The sequence below is a fragment of the Pseudomonas sp. JAI115 genome (assembly GCF_014200835.1).
In the GTDB taxonomy this organism is placed as follows: Bacteria; Pseudomonadota; Gammaproteobacteria; order Pseudomonadales; family Pseudomonadaceae; genus Aquipseudomonas; species Aquipseudomonas putida_A.
The window spans coordinates 106,379-122,906 of record NZ_JACHCY010000002.1; the positions used below are offsets into that span (position 1 = coordinate 106,379).

The 16,528-nt window shown below is 60.6% G+C and carries 17 protein-coding genes; 5 read left to right on the forward strand and 12 right to left on the reverse strand.

Annotated elements, in window-relative coordinates:
• The first annotated feature begins 26 nt into the window (after nucleotides 1-26).
• Nucleotides 27-1,121: a PLP-dependent cysteine synthase family protein gene (locus tag HDC30_RS05610; RefSeq protein ID WP_409347904.1), complete on the forward strand. Its 1,095-nt coding sequence runs from the start codon at nucleotides 27-29 to the stop codon at nucleotides 1,119-1,121.
• Nucleotides 1,122-1,259: 138 nt separating this feature from the next.
• Here the strand turns inward: HDC30_RS05610 and HDC30_RS05615 are convergent, their stop codons facing one another.
• The 3 genes from HDC30_RS05615 to HDC30_RS05625 all read right to left on the reverse strand — a co-directional run bounded on the left by HDC30_RS05615 (nucleotide 1,260) and on the right by HDC30_RS05625 (nucleotide 4,283).
• A complete protein-coding gene (locus HDC30_RS05615; protein WP_183781511.1) occupies nucleotides 1,260-2,873 on the reverse strand; it encodes an NAD(P)/FAD-dependent oxidoreductase in 1,614 nt (537 codons plus the stop codon).
• 97 nt (nucleotides 2,874-2,970) lie between these two features.
• Nucleotides 2,971-3,624 carry a COG3650 family protein gene (locus tag HDC30_RS05620; protein ID WP_183781513.1) on the reverse strand — a complete coding sequence of 218 codons (654 nt, stop codon included), beginning with the start codon at nucleotides 3,622-3,624 and terminating at the stop codon, nucleotides 2,971-2,973.
• Between the two features lie 59 nt (nucleotides 3,625-3,683).
• On the reverse strand, nucleotides 3,684-4,283 hold the full coding sequence (locus HDC30_RS05625; protein ID WP_098967565.1) for a short chain dehydrogenase: 600 nt from the start codon (nucleotides 4,281-4,283) through the stop codon (nucleotides 3,684-3,686).
• 104 nt (nucleotides 4,284-4,387) lie between these two features.
• On the opposite strand from HDC30_RS05625, the gene HDC30_RS05630 reads away from it, so the two are divergent.
• On the forward strand, nucleotides 4,388-5,302 hold the full coding sequence (locus tag HDC30_RS05630; protein WP_183781515.1) for a LysR family transcriptional regulator: 915 nt from the start codon (nucleotides 4,388-4,390) through the stop codon (nucleotides 5,300-5,302).
• A gap of 20 nt (nucleotides 5,303-5,322) precedes the next feature.
• Here the strand turns inward: HDC30_RS05630 and HDC30_RS05635 are convergent, their stop codons facing one another.
• The 4 genes from HDC30_RS05635 to HDC30_RS05650 are packed head-to-tail and all read right to left on the reverse strand — an operon-like array spanning nucleotide 5,323 to nucleotide 7,772.
• Nucleotides 5,323-5,799 (reverse strand): DoxX family protein, encoded by a 477-nt coding sequence (locus HDC30_RS05635; protein WP_183781517.1) that lies wholly within the window; start codon nucleotides 5,797-5,799, stop codon nucleotides 5,323-5,325.
• Nucleotides 5,796-6,554, reverse strand: coding sequence for a DNA-binding domain-containing protein (locus tag HDC30_RS05640; RefSeq protein ID WP_183781519.1), 759 nt, complete (start codon nucleotides 6,552-6,554; stop codon nucleotides 5,796-5,798). Before HDC30_RS05640 ends, HDC30_RS05635 begins: the two co-directional genes overlap by 4 nt.
• The gene (locus tag HDC30_RS05645) at nucleotides 6,551-7,438 is read right to left on the reverse strand and encodes a DUF692 domain-containing protein (protein ID WP_183781521.1); all 888 of its coding nucleotides are present in this window, start codon (nucleotides 7,436-7,438) and stop codon (nucleotides 6,551-6,553) included. Before HDC30_RS05645 ends, HDC30_RS05640 begins: the two co-directional genes overlap by 4 nt.
• A gap of 25 nt (nucleotides 7,439-7,463) precedes the next feature.
• On the reverse strand, nucleotides 7,464-7,772 hold the full coding sequence (locus HDC30_RS05650) for a DUF2282 domain-containing protein (RefSeq protein ID WP_007969475.1): 309 nt from the start codon (nucleotides 7,770-7,772) through the stop codon (nucleotides 7,464-7,466).
• Nucleotides 7,773-8,044: 272 nt separating this feature from the next.
• Here HDC30_RS05650 and HDC30_RS05655 point away from each other — a divergent pair, with 272 nt between their 5' ends.
• Together HDC30_RS05655 and HDC30_RS05660 are read left to right on the forward strand one after the other, a co-directional pair.
• On the forward strand, nucleotides 8,045-9,418 hold the full coding sequence (locus HDC30_RS05655; protein ID WP_183781523.1) for a DUF2599 domain-containing protein: 1,374 nt from the start codon (nucleotides 8,045-8,047) through the stop codon (nucleotides 9,416-9,418).
• Between the two features lie 30 nt (nucleotides 9,419-9,448).
• Nucleotides 9,449-10,687, forward strand: coding sequence for a DUF2599 domain-containing protein (locus HDC30_RS05660; protein WP_183781526.1), 1,239 nt, complete (start codon nucleotides 9,449-9,451; stop codon nucleotides 10,685-10,687).
• Between the two features lie 183 nt (nucleotides 10,688-10,870).
• Here the strand turns inward: HDC30_RS05660 and HDC30_RS05665 are convergent, their stop codons facing one another.
• The 5 genes from HDC30_RS05665 to HDC30_RS05685 form a co-directional block, all read right to left on the reverse strand.
• The gene (locus HDC30_RS05665; RefSeq protein ID WP_003222380.1) at nucleotides 10,871-11,572 is read right to left on the reverse strand and encodes an ABC transporter ATP-binding protein; all 702 of its coding nucleotides are present in this window, start codon (nucleotides 11,570-11,572) and stop codon (nucleotides 10,871-10,873) included.
• Nucleotides 11,573-12,340 (reverse strand): high-affinity branched-chain amino acid ABC transporter ATP-binding protein LivG, encoded by a 768-nt coding sequence (gene livG / locus HDC30_RS05670; RefSeq protein WP_007969480.1) that lies wholly within the window; start codon nucleotides 12,338-12,340, stop codon nucleotides 11,573-11,575.
• Complete coding sequence (locus HDC30_RS05675) at nucleotides 12,337-13,593, reverse strand: high-affinity branched-chain amino acid ABC transporter permease LivM (protein WP_183781529.1); 1,257 nt, start codon at nucleotides 13,591-13,593, stop codon at nucleotides 12,337-12,339. The genes livG and HDC30_RS05675 overlap by 4 nt, the downstream gene beginning before the upstream one ends.
• Nucleotides 13,590-14,513: a high-affinity branched-chain amino acid ABC transporter permease LivH gene (gene livH / locus HDC30_RS05680; protein ID WP_047601144.1), complete on the reverse strand. Its 924-nt coding sequence runs from the start codon at nucleotides 14,511-14,513 to the stop codon at nucleotides 13,590-13,592. The genes HDC30_RS05675 and livH overlap by 4 nt, the downstream gene beginning before the upstream one ends.
• 230 nt (nucleotides 14,514-14,743) lie before the next feature.
• Nucleotides 14,744-15,871, reverse strand: a complete 1,128-nt coding sequence (locus HDC30_RS05685) for a branched-chain amino acid ABC transporter substrate-binding protein (protein WP_007969483.1) — start codon at nucleotides 15,869-15,871, stop codon at nucleotides 14,744-14,746.
• A 351-nt stretch (nucleotides 15,872-16,222) separates the two neighbouring features.
• Here HDC30_RS05685 and HDC30_RS05690 point away from each other — a divergent pair, with 351 nt between their 5' ends.
• Nucleotides 16,223-16,528 (forward strand): DUF2288 domain-containing protein, encoded by a 306-nt coding sequence (locus tag HDC30_RS05690; protein ID WP_027614383.1) that lies wholly within the window; start codon nucleotides 16,223-16,225, stop codon nucleotides 16,526-16,528.

Here is a 16,528-nt window from a genome sequence, read left to right on the forward strand (position 1 = left end):
CTGCCCGACTCAACGAGAGCATGACCATGAGCGACAACCGCCAGTGGGCCCGCGAAGCCATCCGCATCATCGAAGCGGACTTCCAGCGCAGCGCCGACACCCATCTGATCCCCTTGCCGCTGCCGGGGTTTGCAGGCATCGAGTTGTATTTCAAGGACGAGTCGAGCCATCCCACCGGCAGCCTCAAACATCGTCTGGCACGTTCGCTGTTCCTGTATGCATTGTGTAACGGCTGGCTCAAACCCGGCGCGCCGGTGATCGAGGCGTCCAGCGGTTCGACGGCGATTTCCGAAGCGTATTTCGCGCGCATGCTCGGTTTGCCGTTCATTGCGGTGATGCCGGCGACCACCTCGAAAGAGAAGATCGCGCAGATCGCCTTCTACGGTGGCCAGAGCCATCTGGTGAAGGATCCGACGCAGATTTACGCCGAATCCGAACGTCTGGCCCGCGAGCATGGCGGCCACTTCATTGACCAGTTCACCTACGCCGAGCGGGCCACCGACTGGCGGGCGAACAACAACATCGCCGAGTCGATCTTCCAGCAGATGCGTTTCGAGAAACACCCGGAACCGAGCTGGCTGATTTCCAGCCCCGGCACCGGCGGCACCACCGCTACCCTCGGTCGTTACGTGCGTTATCGCCAGCATTGCACCCGGGTGTTGTGCGCCGACGCCGAGCGCTCGGTGTTCTTCGATTACTACCAGACTGGCGACGCCAGTCTGCGTCTGGACTGCGGTTCACGAATTGAAGGCATCGGCCGGCCACGGGTCGAGGCGTCGTTCCTGCCGAAGGTCATCGATGCGATGGTCAAGGTGCCGGACGCCTTGTCGCTGGCGGCCATGCATTATCTGGCGCAGCGTCTGGGACGGCATGTCGGCGGGTCGAGCGGCACCAACCTGATCGGCGCGCTGATGGCGGCGCAGCAGATGAAAGCGGCGGGGGAGTCGGGGTCGATCGTGGCGATTCTGTGCGATGGCGGCGAGCGTTATGCCGACACCTATTACGATCAGACGTGGCTCAAGGCGCAGGGCTATGAGCTGGAGGGATTGATTGCGGCGGTGGCGGCGAGTGCCGAACGGGGTGAGCCGCTGCCTGACTCAGTCCAGCGCGCGAATATCTAAAGCCGAATACAGAGACCAATGTGGGAGCGAGCCTGCTCGCGAAGGCGTCATCTCATTCAACATCATTGTTGTCTGAAATACCGCTTTCGCGAGCAGGCTCGCTCCCACAGGGTTTTATGTTGAGTCAGCTCATGCTGATCAGGCTTCCAGACCAAGAATGTCCCGCGCCACAGCTTCCGCAATCCGAATCCCGTCCACACCCGCCGACAGAATGCCACCGGCATAACCCGCACCTTCACCCGCCGGGAACAGACCTTTGACGTTCATGCTCTGCAGCGATTCGTTACGCGTGATGCGCAGCGGCGACGAGGTACGGGTTTCGATCCCGGTCAACACCGCGTCGTGCAGCGAGTAGCCGCGAATCTGTTTCTCGAACGCCGGCAACGCTTCACGAATCGCTTCGATGGCAAAGTCCGGCAGCGCCAAGGCCAGGTCGCCCAGGGCCACGCCCGGTTTGTACGACGGCTCGACTTCGCCCAGTTCGGTGGACGGGGTGCCGTTGATGAAGTCGCCGACCAGTTGCGCCGGGGCCTTGTAGTCGCTGCCGCCGAGGATGAACGCGTGGGATTCCAGACGCTCCTGCAACTCGATCCCGGCCAGCGGGCCGCCCGGGTAATCGACTTCCGGGGTGATGCCGACGACGATCCCGGAGTTGGCGTTGCGCTCGTTACGCGAGTACTGGCTCATGCCGTTGGTGACCACGCGATTCGGCTCGGAAGTCGCCGCCACCACGGTGCCGCCCGGGCACATGCAGAAGCTGTAGACCGAACGGCCGTTCTTGGCGTGGTGCACCAGTTTGTAGTCGGCGGCACCGAGTTTCGGGTGGCCGGCATATTTGCCCAGCCGCGCACGGTCGATCAGCGATTGCGGGTGCTCGATGCGGAAACCCACCGAGAACGGCTTGGCTTCCATGAACACGCCACGGCTGTGGAGCATGCGGAAGGTGTCGCGGGCACTGTGGCCGAGGGCCAGAACCACGTGTTTCGAATGCAGGGTTTCGCCGCTCGCCAGCTCGACGCCGACCAGATGGCCGTCTTCGATCAGCACGTCAGTGACGCGCTCCTGGAAGCGTACTTCACCGCCCAGGGCGCGGATCTCTTCACGCATGGTCTCGACCATGCCGGTCAGACGGAACGTACCGATGTGCGGTTTGCTGACGTAGAGGATTTCTTCCGGCGCACCGGCTTTGACGAATTCGTGCAGGACTTTGCGACCGAGGAACTTCGGATCCTTGATCTGGCTGTACAGCTTGCCGTCGGAGAACGTGCCCGCGCCGCCTTCGCCAAACTGCACGTTGGACTCGGGGTTGAGCACGCTTTTACGCCACAGGCCCCAGGTGTCCTTGGTGCGCTGACGAACTTCGGTGCCGCGTTCAAGGATGATCGGCTTGAAGCCCATCTGCGCCAGCAGCAGGCCGGCGAAAATCCCGCACGGGCCGAAACCGACCACGATCGGGCGCTGGCTCAGGTCGCTCGGCGCCTGACCGACGAATTTGTAGCTGACATCCGGCGCCACGTTGACGTTACGGTCGTCGGCGAACTTGCCCAGCACCTTGGCCTCGTCGCGTACGGTGAGGTCGATGGTGTAGATGAAGCACAGTTCGGAGGACTTTTTGCGCGCGTCGTAGCTGCGCTTGAACAAGGTGAAATCGAGCAAATCATCGCTGGCGATGCCCAGGCGCTGCACGATGGCGGCACGCAGGTCTTCTTCGGGATGGTCGATTGGCAGCTTGAGTTCGGTGATTCGTAACATGGCGAGGATCCGGATTCGCGGGGCGCACAACTGCGCCAGGGCGTTTGAAGGCCGCGATTATAAGCCGCAAAGGCCGGATCCGGTGAGGCTAAAACGCTCAGTCGTTACGCGATCCGCCGAAATACCCGCAACCACGCTCGACCTTGCCGTCGATGCGCAGCTCGGCGCTCATGTGCTGCACGCTGCCGGTGCTGCTGTCGACGCAGCGCTGCGGCGCGACCCACAACTCGATGCGCTGGTTGTTGGCTTCGCTGCTCAGGTTGAAGCGGCCGTCGCCCAATTGCTCTTCGACATAAGGCACCGCCAGCGCCGGCTGGCCTTCACGGTCGATGACCATGCCCTTGCCGCTGACTTTGACGTTCCACTCGGGCCCGTGGCCGGCGGCACGCAGGATCAACAGTTTGAAGTTCGGGTCATCGCACGCGGTGCCGGAGCGCTCGACGCGATACAACTGACCGAGATCGAGGCGGTCGCCGGCGATCTTCCCGCGCACATCGGCAAACAGCTTGCCCTGCTGATCGGCGAGGGTCGCGGCCTCTTGCAGCACGCTGGTGCCGCCGATGTCGTTGACCGCGTACTGACGCTGTTCGCCACACGGCTGGAACACCAGTTTGCCGTCGGCTGCGGTCAACTGCCCCTGCATCCGGGTTTGTCCGATGTGGGACGCGCTTTCCCGCGGGCCATCGAGCAATTGGCAGGCGGCGAACAATGGCAGCAGGGCAACAACGATCAACGAACGGGCAACACGCATCTTCGGCTCTCCAGACAAGTGCCGCCACGTTACGCAGGCTGACCGTTGATCACAAGGGGTTAGCCCACGTGAAAGGTCTGACCGGTTTGCAGGCCTTCGACACTTTTCGCGTAGGCCAATGCCACATCGGCTGCCGGAACCGGCTTGTAGCCACGGAAGTACGGGGCATAGCTGCCCATCGCTTCCAGCAGCACGGTCGGGCTGATCGAGTTGACGCGCAGGCCTCGCGGCAACTCGATGGCGGCGGCTTTGACGAAGCTGTCCAGCGCACCGTTGACCAGTGCCGCCGAGGCGCCGGTACGGATCGGGTCGTGGCTGAGCACGCCGGTGGTGAAGGTGAACGAGGCACCGTCGTTGGCGTATTCGCGGCCGATCAGCAGCAGGTTGACCTGGCCCATCAGCTTGTCTTTCAGGCCCAAAGCGAAACTGTCAGCGTTCATCTCGCCGAGCGGAGCAAAGGTCACGTTGCCGGCGGCGCAGATCAGCGCGTCGAACTTGCCGGTCTGCTCGAACAGTTTGCGAATCGAGGCGCTGTCGCTGATGTCGACCTGGAAGTCGCCGCTGCTGCGACCGATGCGAATCACTTCGTGACGCTGGCTCAGCTCTTTATCCACGGCCGAACCGATGGTGCCGGCGGCACCGATCAACAGAATCTTCATGGGACTGTTCCTCAATGGGTTGAACGAGGTTTCAGTCTAGAGTGGTTTTTTCTGCGGATAAGCGCACTAATAGGCAACCTTTGGTTTTCAAATGGAAACAATCCATGAGCGAAATGGATGATCTGGCGGCGTTTGCGGTATTGATCGAGGCCGGCAGTTTTACCCTGGCGGCGCAGCAACTGGGTTGCAGCAAGGGCCAGTTGTCCAAACGCATCAGTCAGCTGGAAGCACAGTTTTCCGTGGTGTTGCTGCAACGCACGACGCGCCGTCTGAGCCTGACTGCCGCCGGCGCCGCTTTGCTGCCGCAGGCGCAAGCGCTGGTCGTTCAGGTGGAGCGGGCACGTCAGGCGCTGGCGCGTTTGAAGGACGACATGGCCGGGCCGGTGCGGATGACGGTGCCGGTGTCGCTGGGGGAAACGTTTTTCGATGGCCTGCTGCTGGAGTTCTCGCAGAAATACCCCGAGGTGCTGATCGAGCTGGAGCTGAACAACCACTATCGCGACCTGTCCCGGGATGGCTTCGATCTGGCGATTCGCTCCGAGGTGGCCAATGACGAGCGGCTGGTGGCCAAGCCGCTGCTGGCGTGGCAGGAAATGACCTGCGCCAGCCCGGCTTATCTGGCGCAGTTCGGCGAACCGCTGACCCCGCAGGAGCTGGCCGAACACCGTTGCCTGCTCAACAGCCACTACAGTGGCCGCGAGGAATGGCTGTATCACCAACAGCACGAATTGCTGCGGGTGCGGGTGTCGGGGCCGTTCGCCAGCAACCATTACAACCTGCTGAAGAAAGCCGCACTGGCCGGCGCCGGTATCGCTCGGTTGCCGTCGTACCTGCTGCAAACGGAGTTGGCTGATGGCCGGTTGCGCTGGCTGCTGCGCGATTTTCAGACGCGGCGGATGCCGATGTATCTGGTGCACCCATACCAGGGCGGCTTGCCCAAACGCACGCAGGTGCTGGCGGATTATCTGATTGGCTGGTTCAAGCGCAGTGGTGAGGCACTGGATCGACTTCAGCGCTAACTCACTCCTACAGTTTGTGGTCAGCTGGCAAAACGTCGTGCGATCAGGTGATCGATCGACAATTTCCCCGGCCCGGTCGCCATCAGGTACAGCAACACTGCCGCCCAGGTGCCATGGGTCGGGTAGGCATCGGGGTAGACGAACACCTCGATGACCAGCGTCATGCCCAGTAGCGCTAGCGCCGAAAACCTCGTGGCGAAGCCGATCAATATCAGCACCGGAAAGAAGTGTTCGGCAAACGCCGCCATGTGCGCGGCGATTTCCGGTGACAGCAGCGGTACGTGGTATTCGCTCTGGAACAACGGAATCGTCGAGTCCGCCAAATGTGGCCAGCCGAGTTGCAAGGTGCCATCGATCAAGTCGATGGCCAGCCCCTCGACCTTGGTCTGCCCGGACTTCCAGAACACCGCGGCAATCGAGAACCGCGCGATGAAGGCGATCAGGCTGTGGGGGATTTTTTCCATGAGTCCGATGGCGCGAGTGATGAGGTTGTTCATGGCGATACCTTGGTGTTCAGGTCGGTGATGGCGTTGTGGCCGATCAGCAGGGCGAGGGTCTGCGGCAGATCAAAGGGCGGACTGTCTTGCGCCGCTTGCAGCAGCGGTCGGTGATGGAGCAGATGGCGGATGAATACGCTGGCGCCGTGATCGAGGGCAAAGACCTCGACCTCCAGACCGTTGCGCAGCACCAGTGCGTGTTGCCCCTGATGGATGTCGATGCCCGCGAGCGTCGCGTCTCCTTGATGTGCCGCCCAGATCGAAACCACCGCGTAAGCCGAATCGAGCAGGTGCAGCGAGGGATGCAGGGGGATGTCCAGTTCGGCGAGTGTTTGCGGATCGGCCAGTGCAGCGCTGATCTGTTGCGCACTGACCGTCGCGGCATCGGCGGCGTGATAAGCGCGGGTGCGTAAGCGTTCGAGCCGTGCGACATCGGCCAGATACGGCACCTCGGCCGCCGGTTCGAATGCGTCAATGAAGTCCGCCAGACCGTCGCCGTAACGGCTCATCAACGGACTGTGCGGTGGCTGTTGCTGGATGAATATGCCGGCCATGGCGCGGAAGAATTCCTCGCCGACCAACTGCTGCACCACCGGATAACTGTCGGCCAGCGCGTTGATCAACGAACCTTGCACGTTATTGCGATACACCGAGAATCGGCTGGCAGGATCGGCACCGTTGGTGCTGCACAGGCCGGCGGGGCAGGGCAGGCGAGTGTCGAGCAGAGCGGCGCTGAAGTCGGCTTGAGTGCTCATGGCCGACTCCCAGCGTGCAGCAACAACGCTTCGGCCTGCTGCGCCTCGCCCAGCAGCACATTGAACGCCGGGACCTGATTGTCCCGCTCGATCAAGGTTGCCACCGGGCCAACGCGTTCGAGCGCCTGTCGGTACAGCGCCCAGACCGCGTCGTCAATCGGCGCGCCGTGATCATCGATCAGCAAGCGGTCGCCGAGGTTGTCGGCGTCTTCGGCGAACCCGGCCAGATGAATCTCGCCAACCGCGTGCAACGGCAGCGCGTCGAGGTAGGTCAGTGGATCGCGTTGATGATTGATGCACGAGACGTAGACGTTGTTGACGTCGAGCAGCAGACCGCAGCCGCTGCGGCGGATCACCTCGGTAATGAACTCCGGCTCATCAATGGTCGAGCGTTTGAACCCGAGATAGGTCGCTGGATTCTCCAGCAGCATCGGCCGCTTGAGGCTGTTCTGCACTTGATCGATGTGTTCGCAGACGCGGTTCAGCGTCGGCGTGTCATACGCCAGCGGCAGCAGGTCATTGAGAAACACCGGGCCGTGGCTCGACCAGGCCAGATGTTCGGAAAAGGATTGTGGTTGATAGCGCTCGATCAGCGTTCTCAGACGTTGCAGGTGCTGAAGATCCAGTGGCTCTTCGGCCCCGATGGACAGCCCGACACCGTGCAGCGACAGCGGATACTGCTCGCGGATCAAGCCGAGGTAATGATGAAACGGGCCGCCGTCGACCATGTAGTTTTCGGCGTGGACCTCGAAGAAACCGATGTCCGGTCGGGTGCCGAGCACTTCACGCAAGTGCCCGGTCTTGAGCCCCAGCCCCGCACGGGGCGGGAGCCCGCCAAGGGCTACCCGAGTGCGCGGTGGGACAGGTTCGCTGGTGGTGAACATGAGCGTCACTCGGGCAGGCTGTGGATCAGGACTTGGCTTTGAAGGCTTCCATCTGACCGAAACCGGTCGGCGAGGTCTTGCTCTCGGTGGTGGTGCAGGTGCCTTTTGGCACGAACTTCCACGAGTTGGCCTGGTAGTCCATCTTCGCTGTGCCGGCACAGGTAGTGCCTGCGCCTGCGGCGCAATCGTTGTGACCCTTCATGGCCACACCGAAGCATTTTTCCATGTTGCTGTTGTCGGCGGCATTGGCGCTGGAAACGGCGGTCATGCTCAGGGCGGAACCAAGAGCCAGAACCAGTGCAGCGGCGGACAGGGTGCGAGTGGTAGCAGTCATGATGTTTCTCCAGATTTGAGCTTGGGTTTTACAAGCGAAGTGCGCTTGCTTGTCCCACTAGAGAAGGCTCATGGCGATGCGTTACAGCGCAGTCGAAAATTTTCAGAAAAAAATGCAAATCCCTGTAGGAGCTGCCGCAGGCTGCGATCTTTTGATCTTGAAAATCAAAAGATCGCAGCCTGCGGCAGCTCCTACAGGGATTTCTGTGGCTCCGCGTCTATAGTCATTTGCAACGGCCTCTGTCACAGGCCGATTTACCAGGACGGTATCTCATGACGAAGGATCGCTCGGCCCGCGCTGCACTATTGCGCAGGACTTCCTCTTTTGCGCTCGCCTGCATGCTGCCCTTGCTGTTCGGCACGGTTTGCGCCCAGACGCAAGTTGATCCGCTGGACACGCTCAAGCGCATCAACAGCAACTACAACACCCTCAAGGACGCTTGCCAGGAACCCGATACCGGTGCTGCGCGCGGGCTGTATTACTGCAGCGGCGTGACCTTGCGCATGGTCAATGACGGGCCGTTCAATCCGTGGGATTACAGCCCCTACGCAATCAAGATCGGCGCCACTTCCTATTCGTGGATTCGCAAGGATCTGAGCACGCGGATTCTGATTCATCCGGCCGGTTTCATTCTGCGCACACCCACCGATGCGGCAGCGTTGAAGCTGCCGGTCAAAGAGCAGGGTTTCACCTGCATCTATGCGTTTGATGGCGGCACCGGGCCGGAGCGCAAATGGTATGGCTGCGGTTTCTTCGACAGCCGCGAACCGCCGCGCGCGGCGCAAGGCACGCTGAACAATCGCAATGCCGCGCTGGCTTATGGCACCTGTGCCGAGGCCGGTGTCACCACCGCCGAGCAGTGGACGCAGAAATACACCGGGCTGATGAAGGGGCCGATCCAGTACAGCCAATGTTCGTGGAACGCGGAAAAAACCAGCGACTGGCACGCGATGATCCGCGTGCACGAGTCGCGCCCGAACACCACTAATAAAGACCCCTTTGCCTTCAGTGCCCAGGTCAACGAGTTCATGTTGAAGAACGCCACCGCCACCAACGACGGCAGCGAAAACATGAAGTACATCGACGCCTTCATCTACAACGTCAACAGCACGCAGAATTTCGCCACCCGCGGTGATCAGGCACCGCCGAAACCGGAGAACGGTCTGAACAGCGCGCGCAATTTCCAGAAAAAACTCCAGGCCCAGGGCTACAGCGTGCCGATCCTGCGCCTGGACTTCACCAAGCCAGCCGAACAGCGTTTCAGCTATGTCGCTGCCGATCAGGCGATCGCTGAAATGGTGGTGGGTGGCGCCCCGGCGCCGCAGTACATCGCTTCAGCCAACTGGATCAAACGTTACGACCCCGGCACCCGCAAGGATGAATGGAGCCTGAGCATCGTGCCCACCGCGGCGGGGCGCGCCTTGCCCGGTGAGCAGGTCGGCGCTCTGTACGATCAGTTGTTCGCCCTCAAGGGGCCGGACAGCAACTGGCGCGACAACGAAAAGTCCGCTGGCAGCATGCGTCAGCAACTGCGCTGCGTGCTGGTCAATTACCGCAACAAGACGCCATGGAATCTGGAACCGTTCAGGCCGGCGTTGTCGGACAGCGAGACTCGCGCCGCGGGTTGCAACCCGGTCCCGCGTTGAGTGTGTTGGCTAATCAAGGAGATGCAAGCCATGAAGAAACGTCTGAACAGGATCGCCCCGTTGCTCGTGTTGCCGCTGTTGGTGCATGCGGCATGGGCCAGCGCCGAGTCATGTGACGAGACGCTGAGGAAGGTTGAAAAGCTCTACAACAATACCGTCGACAGTTGCGGTCAGGACCCCGCGTCGGACTGCTCAGGGCTGCTGGTGCGCGGCACGCACCGGGCCGATCCGGCCAAGGGGCAAAAGTGGGACGTCTGGAACCCCAGCCCGAAAGCCGTGGAGCTGGGCACGTTTGCCGCCTCGTTCATGCGCGCCGACGGCATCAGTTATGAAGACCCTGGCATGAGCACGCAGAACGGCTACCTGATTACGCCCCGGGATCTGGTGAAAGACCCCGAGACGCCGGTGCATGTCTATTGCGCGTTTCCCAACGATGCCTGGACCGACTTTCGCAACGATCGTGGCTGTGGCGACAACAAGAACACCGCCCCGACCGAGGCAGTCTGCCAGGCCATGAAGCCACCTATCACGAGTCCGAATGCCTGGGTGGCGCACTTCACTCAGTACAACAACAATCGCCAGCAGGACCAGTTGCAGTGCGGTTTCAACATGCGCAATCCGATGAGCAGCAAGGAGCGGGTCGACGCCTTCCGCAATTTCATGGGCGCGCGCAAAGTCATCAACAGCCGTGAGTTTCAGACTCAGACGGAGCTGCGCCTGGGCAATCCGAAAACCGATGAACTGCCGATTCTGGCGTTTTTCTACAGCGATCAGCGCGGCTTGAATGATGCCTTGGCCAATCAAAAGGATTACAAGGCCAAGACCGGCAAGGATCGCAACATCATCAAGATCGACTTCCCGAGAACGCCGGTGGCCAAGGCCTCTTTCTCGTGCATCCAGACCTCGACCCCGACAGAACCGAAATTTTGCGACAAGTACATCGAGTCCAGCACCTGGGTACAACGTCCCGATCCGAAACTGGGGCCGAAGACCTGGTCGCTCTCGGTAGTACCGACCGCGTGTGGTCGGGCGATCAAGGACGACCAGACCGACCGGATGTTTGCCGAGCTGTACAACAAGCACAAGGACGATGCGCAATGGCGTGAGTACAGCGTCAATGGCGGGTCATTGCGGCGGCAGATGGTTTGCCATCTGGCGGCGGTCTACGACGGCAAGCCTGTGAGGAACAAGCCTGAGTGGAACCTTGAGCCGGCACGGCCTTATGTCGATCAGGCGAAGGCGGTGGCGCAGTACTGCAACCCCTACTGACGGCTTTTGATTGTGTGGGAGCGGGCTTGCTCGCGAAGGCGTAGTGTCAGACACCATTGATGTCGGATGACACAGCGCTTTCGCGAGCAAGCCCGCTCCCACAGGGGATCTGTGTTGGATTCAATCTATCTGCCAGGCACAAAAAAACGGCCCGAGGGCCGTTTTTCTGTTCAGCGAAAAGGATCAACCGCCGAGGTACGCCTCGCGCACTTTCGGGTCGGTCAGCAGCGCTTCACCGGTGCCTTGCATGACTACGCGGCCGTTCTCCAGAACGTACGCACGGTCAGCGATTTTCAGCGCCTGGTTGGCGTTCTGCTCGACCAGGAACACCGTTACACCGTCCTTGCGCAGCTGTTCGATGATGTCGAAGATCTGCTGGATGATGATCGGTGCCAGGCCCAGCGACGGCTCGTCGAGCAGCAGCAGTTTCGGCTTGCTCATCAGCGCGCGGCCGATGGCGAGCATCTGCTGTTCGCCGCCGGACATGGTGCCGCCGCGCTGGTTGAAGCGTTCTTTCAGGCGCGGGAACAGGCCGAGGACCTTGTCCATCTGCTCCTGATAGTCGCCCTTGTCGGTGAAGAAACCGCCCATCGACAGGTTCTCTTCGACGGTCAGCCGGGCGAATACCCGACGACCTTCCGGCACCACGGCGATGCTCTTGCGCATGATCTGCGACGAGTCCTGGCCGACCAGCTCCTCACCCATGTAGCGGATGCTGCCGCTGTGCGCCTGCGGCGAACCGCAGAGCGTCATCAGCAGCGTGGACTTGCCGGCACCGTTGGCACCGATCAGGGTCACGATCTCGCCCTGGCGGACTTCGACGTTGACGCTGTGCAGGGCCTGGATCTTGCCGTAGAAGGTGGAAACGTTTTCGAACTGCAGCATTTACGCTTCCCCCAGGTAGGCTTTGATCACTTCAGGATTGTCGCGGATCTGTTCCGGCGTACCGTCAGCCAGAGGTGTGCCCTGGTTGATCACGACGATGTGGTCGGAAATGCTCATGACCAGTTTCATGTCGTGTTCGATCAGCAGCACGGTGACGTTGTGCTCTTCACGCAGCACGCTGATCAGCGCCTTGAGGTCTTCGGTTTCCTTCGGGTTCAGACCGGCGGCCGGTTCGTCGAGCATGAGGATCCGCGGACGGGTCATCATGCAGCGGGCGATTTCCAGACGTCGTTGCTGACCGTAGGCCAGGGTACCGGCGGTACGGTTGGCGAACTCTTTCAGGTTGACCTTTTCCAGCCAGTATTCGGCGTATTCCATGGCCTCGCGTTCGCTCTTGCGGAACGCCGGGGTCTTGAACAGGCCGGACAGGAAATTGGTGTTCAGGTGACGGTGCTGGGCGATCAACAGGTTCTCGACCGCCGTCATGTCCTTGAACAACCGCACGTTCTGGAAGGTGCGCACCACGCCCTTGAGGGCGATCTTGTGCCCCGGCAGGCCCTGGATCGGCTCGCCGTCCAGCAGGATGCTGCCGCCCGAGGGCTGGTAGAAACCGGTCAGGCAGTTGAACACGGTGGTCTTGCCCGCGCCGTTCGGCCCGATCAGCGCCACCACTTGTTTTTCCTTGACGGTCAGGGCCACGCCATTGACCGCCAGCAAGCCGCCGAAGCGCATGCTCAGGTTTTCGACTTTAAGGATCTCGCGGCTCATTTTCGCAACTCCATGTGTGGGCGTTGCATCGGCAGCAGACCTTGTGGACGCCAGATCATCATCAATACCATCAGCGCACCGAACATCAACATCCGGTATTCGCTGAACTCACGCATCATTTCCGGCAATAGGATCATCACCACGGCCGCGAGAATCACGCCCAGTTGCGAGCCCATGCCACCCAGCACGACGATGGCGAGGATGATCGCCGACTCGATGAAGGTGAACGATTCCGGCGTCACCAGACCCTGACGGGCAGCGAAGAAGCTACCGGCGAAACCGGCGAAGCTCGCACCCAGGGTGAACGCCGACAGCTTGATGATCGTCGGATTCAGACCCAGTGCACGGCAGGCGATTTCATCTTCACGCAGCGCTTCCCACGCACGGCCGATCGGCATGCGCAGCAGGCGGTTGATGATGAACAGCGCTGCCAGCGCCAGCAACAGGGCAACCAGGTAGAGGAAGATCACCTTGTTGATCGAGTTGTATTCGAGGCCGAAATATTCGTGGAAGGTTTGCATGCCTTCCGCCGCTTTACGTTCGAAGGTCAGGCCGAAGAACGTCGGTTTCTCGATGTTGCTGATGCCGTTCGGGCCACCGGTGATGTCGGTCAGGTTACGCACGAACAGACGAATGATTTCGCCGAAACCGAGGGTCACGATCGCCAGATAGTCACCGCGCAGACGCAACACCGGGAAGCCCAGCAGGAAGCCGAACGTCGCCGCCATCAGGCCGGCAATCGGCAGGCAGATCCAGAAGCTCAGGCCGTAGTAGTGCGACAGCAGCGCGTAGCTGTAGGCGCCGACGGCGTAGAAGCCGACGTAACCCAGGTCAAGCAGACCGGCCAGACCGACGACGATGTTCAGACCGAGGCCGAGCATCACGTAGATCAGGATCAGCGTGGCGATGTCCACCGCACCACGGGAGCCGAAGAACGGCCACACCAGTGCACCGAGGATCAGCGCAATGATGATGTAGCGTTGCGTGGTCGGCAGGGTCAGGAAGTTGCTGGCTTTGGCCGGGATCAACGGCAGGCCCGGCGAGGATTTCCACGCCTTGCTGATCTGCTGGTTGAACAGCACGCGCAGGAACATCAGCACCGAGCACACGGCGATGGTCGCCAGAATGGCCGGGCTGGTGCCGTGCACTTCGAGGTTGATGCCGACGATGGTCAGTTTCAGACCGAGTACCGGATACGCAACCGCCCAAACCAAGAGCGCACTGAAGAGTGCTTGCTTAAGATTTTTAGTCATACCTTCTCAACCTCCGGACGGCCCAGAATGCCGGTCGGACGGAACAACAGCACCAGAACCAACAAGCCGAAAGCCACGACGTCCTTGTACTGGTCGCCGAAGATATCGGCGCCAAAGGCTTCCGCCACCCCAAGCACCAGCCCGCCGAGCATGGCGCCGGGGATGCTGCCGATCCCGCCGAGTACCGCAGCGGTGAAGGCCTTGAGGCCGACGAGGAAACCGGCGTTGGGGTTGATCACGCCGTACTGCATGCTCAGCAGCACAGCGGCGACGGCTGCCAGCGCAGCACCGATGACGAAGGTCAGGGCGATGATGTTGTTGGTGTTGATGCCCAGCAGGTTGGCCATCTTGATGTCTTCGGCGCAGGCGCGGCAGGCGCGCCCCAGGCGAGAGCGGGAGATGAACAGCGTGAGGCCGAGCATGGCGATCAGGGTCACCACGAACACCACGATTTGCATGTAGGAAATCAGCACTTCATGTGCACCACCTGGCCCGATGGAGAAGTTGCCGGGGATCAGGTTGGGGATGGATTTGTCCTTGGAGTCTTGCGCGAGCAGAACTGTGTTCTGCAGGAAGATCGACATACCGATTGCGGAAATCAGCGGGATCAGACGGTTGCTGCCGCGCAGGGGGCGGTAGGCGATCCGTTCGATGCTGTAACCGTAGGAACTGGTGACGACGATGCTCGCGATGAACGCGGCGGTCATCAACAGCGGGACGTTGTCGATTCCCATCATGGCCAGCCCGGCGATAGCGATGAACGCCACGTAGGAACCGATCATGTACACCTCGCCGTGGGCGAAGTTGATCATTCCAATGATGCCGTAAACCATCGTATAGCCGATGGCGATCAGGGCATACGTGCTGCCAATGGTCAGGCCATTAACCAGCTGTTGGAAGAAGTGATAGATGTCAGGCATTACAACGCTCCTAAAAACCTGATACGCATTTCACTGGTGGAGTCATTTTCCCGCCCGGCCCCGTGGATCTTTATCCACTTCGAATCCGGGTTTTGCCAGCGAACCGCTGATGACGGTTTTGAGATTTTCAGGTGGGGAGACTGGCGGATCACGCCAGCGCGGCCCATACATTCGTAAAACAAAGCCCACGGCACGCCGTGGGCTTTATTGGCAGTCAGTCAGGGCGCGCCTTACTGAGGCGAAACTTCAGTTTTCGGTTTGCCGAAGTGCCACTCGTAAACCACAAATTTGAAGTCCTTCAGGTCGCCCTTGGCGTCGAAGCTCAGGTCGCCGGTAGGGGTCTTGAAGGTGCCGGCGTGGATGGCTTCGGCCACTTTGGCAGGGTCTTCGGATTTGGCTGCGGTGATACCGCCGGCAATCACTTCAACCGCCGAGTAGGAAGGGAACACGAACGGGCCGCTCGGATCTTCTTTCTTCGCCTTGAAGGCATCTGCCAGGGCGACGTTGGCCGGATCCTGGTCGAAGGATTTCGGCAGGGTCACCAGCAGGCCTTCGGAGGACTCTTTGGCGATCTGCGAAATGGAGTCGTTACCCACGCCTTCCGGACCCATGAACTTGGCTTTCAGGCCCTTTTCCTGGGATTGACGCAGGATCAGACCCAGCTCCGGGTGGTAGCCGCCGTAGTAGACGAAGTCGACGTTGGCTTGCTTGAGCTTGGCGATCATCGAAGAGAAGTCCTTGTCGCCGGCGTTGACGCCTTCGAACACGGCGACTTTCACGCCTTTCTTCTCCAGGGTCGCTTTGACTGCGGTAGCGATGCCTTCACCGTATTGCTGCTTGTCGTGCAGTACGGCGACGATTTTCGGCTTCACGTGGTCGGCTATGTAGTTACCGGCGGCAGGGCCCTGGGCGCTGTCCAGACCGATGGTGCGGAAGACCATTTTGTAACCACGGGCGGTGATGTCCGGGCTGGTGGCAGCCGGGGTGATCATCACGACGCCTTCGTCTTCGTAGATGTCCGAAGCAGGCTGAGTGGAGCTGGAGCACAGGTGACCGACCACGAACTTGACGCCGTCGTTGACGACCTTGTTCGCGACCGCTACCGCTTGTTTCGGATCGCACGCGTCATCGTATTCAACGGCTTCGAGTTTCTTGCCGTCGACGCCGCCCTTGGCGTTGATCTGCTCGATGGCCATTTTCGCGCCACTGAACTGCATGTCGCCGTATTGGGCTACAGGACCGGTTTTAGGGCCGGCGATACCGATCTTGATGGTGTCAGCGGCGAACGAATGGCTGGCAACCCCGGCCAGAACCATAGCGGCAAACAGTTTGGAAATCTGCTTAGTAGCCTTAGTCATAGTGCTCCACTCTTACTGTTGTAATTTTTTTGAGTTCTGGCGCCGTAGCAGCAGAACCGGGTCAGATATCTTTGCGATACCCTCCGGAAATGCCCCCGGCAACTGTACCGGTACAGTGTAGAGCGCCGGTTGTTGGCCTGGGAAGCAGGCGCCGAGGGGCAAAACTTGGGGGTGTCGCATTTTTGAATGAAAAAGACAGAATTGCGGCGGGGCTTTCGTGGGCATATATCCCAAACACCAGCATTCCTTGGCGTTCCTGCTCTTTTCGTTCGGTGAAGCCATTTGCAACCGGGTTTTTCTGCCGGACCACCGACGTTATCATTCGCGTCGATTTCTTTTCCGGACAGTCCCATGAATCAAGAACCTAGCACCCTCTATGCCAAGCTGCTTGGTGAAACCGCATCTATTACCTGGAAAGAGCTGGAGCCGTTCTTCGCCAAGGGTGCCCTATTGTGGGTCGACCCAGCCCTGGATTTGATCGCCGCCGCCGAGGCCGTGGCATCGGATGATGGCGAGAAAGTCGCCGCCTGGCTGGCCGAGGACAAGGTCGCCAAGCTCTCTGAAACGCGGGCGCTGGATATTTTCGAGCGTGATCCGCAGCTATGGGCGGTGGTGGTGAGTCCATGGATTCTGATCCAGGAAAGGGCGGCCGTCTGA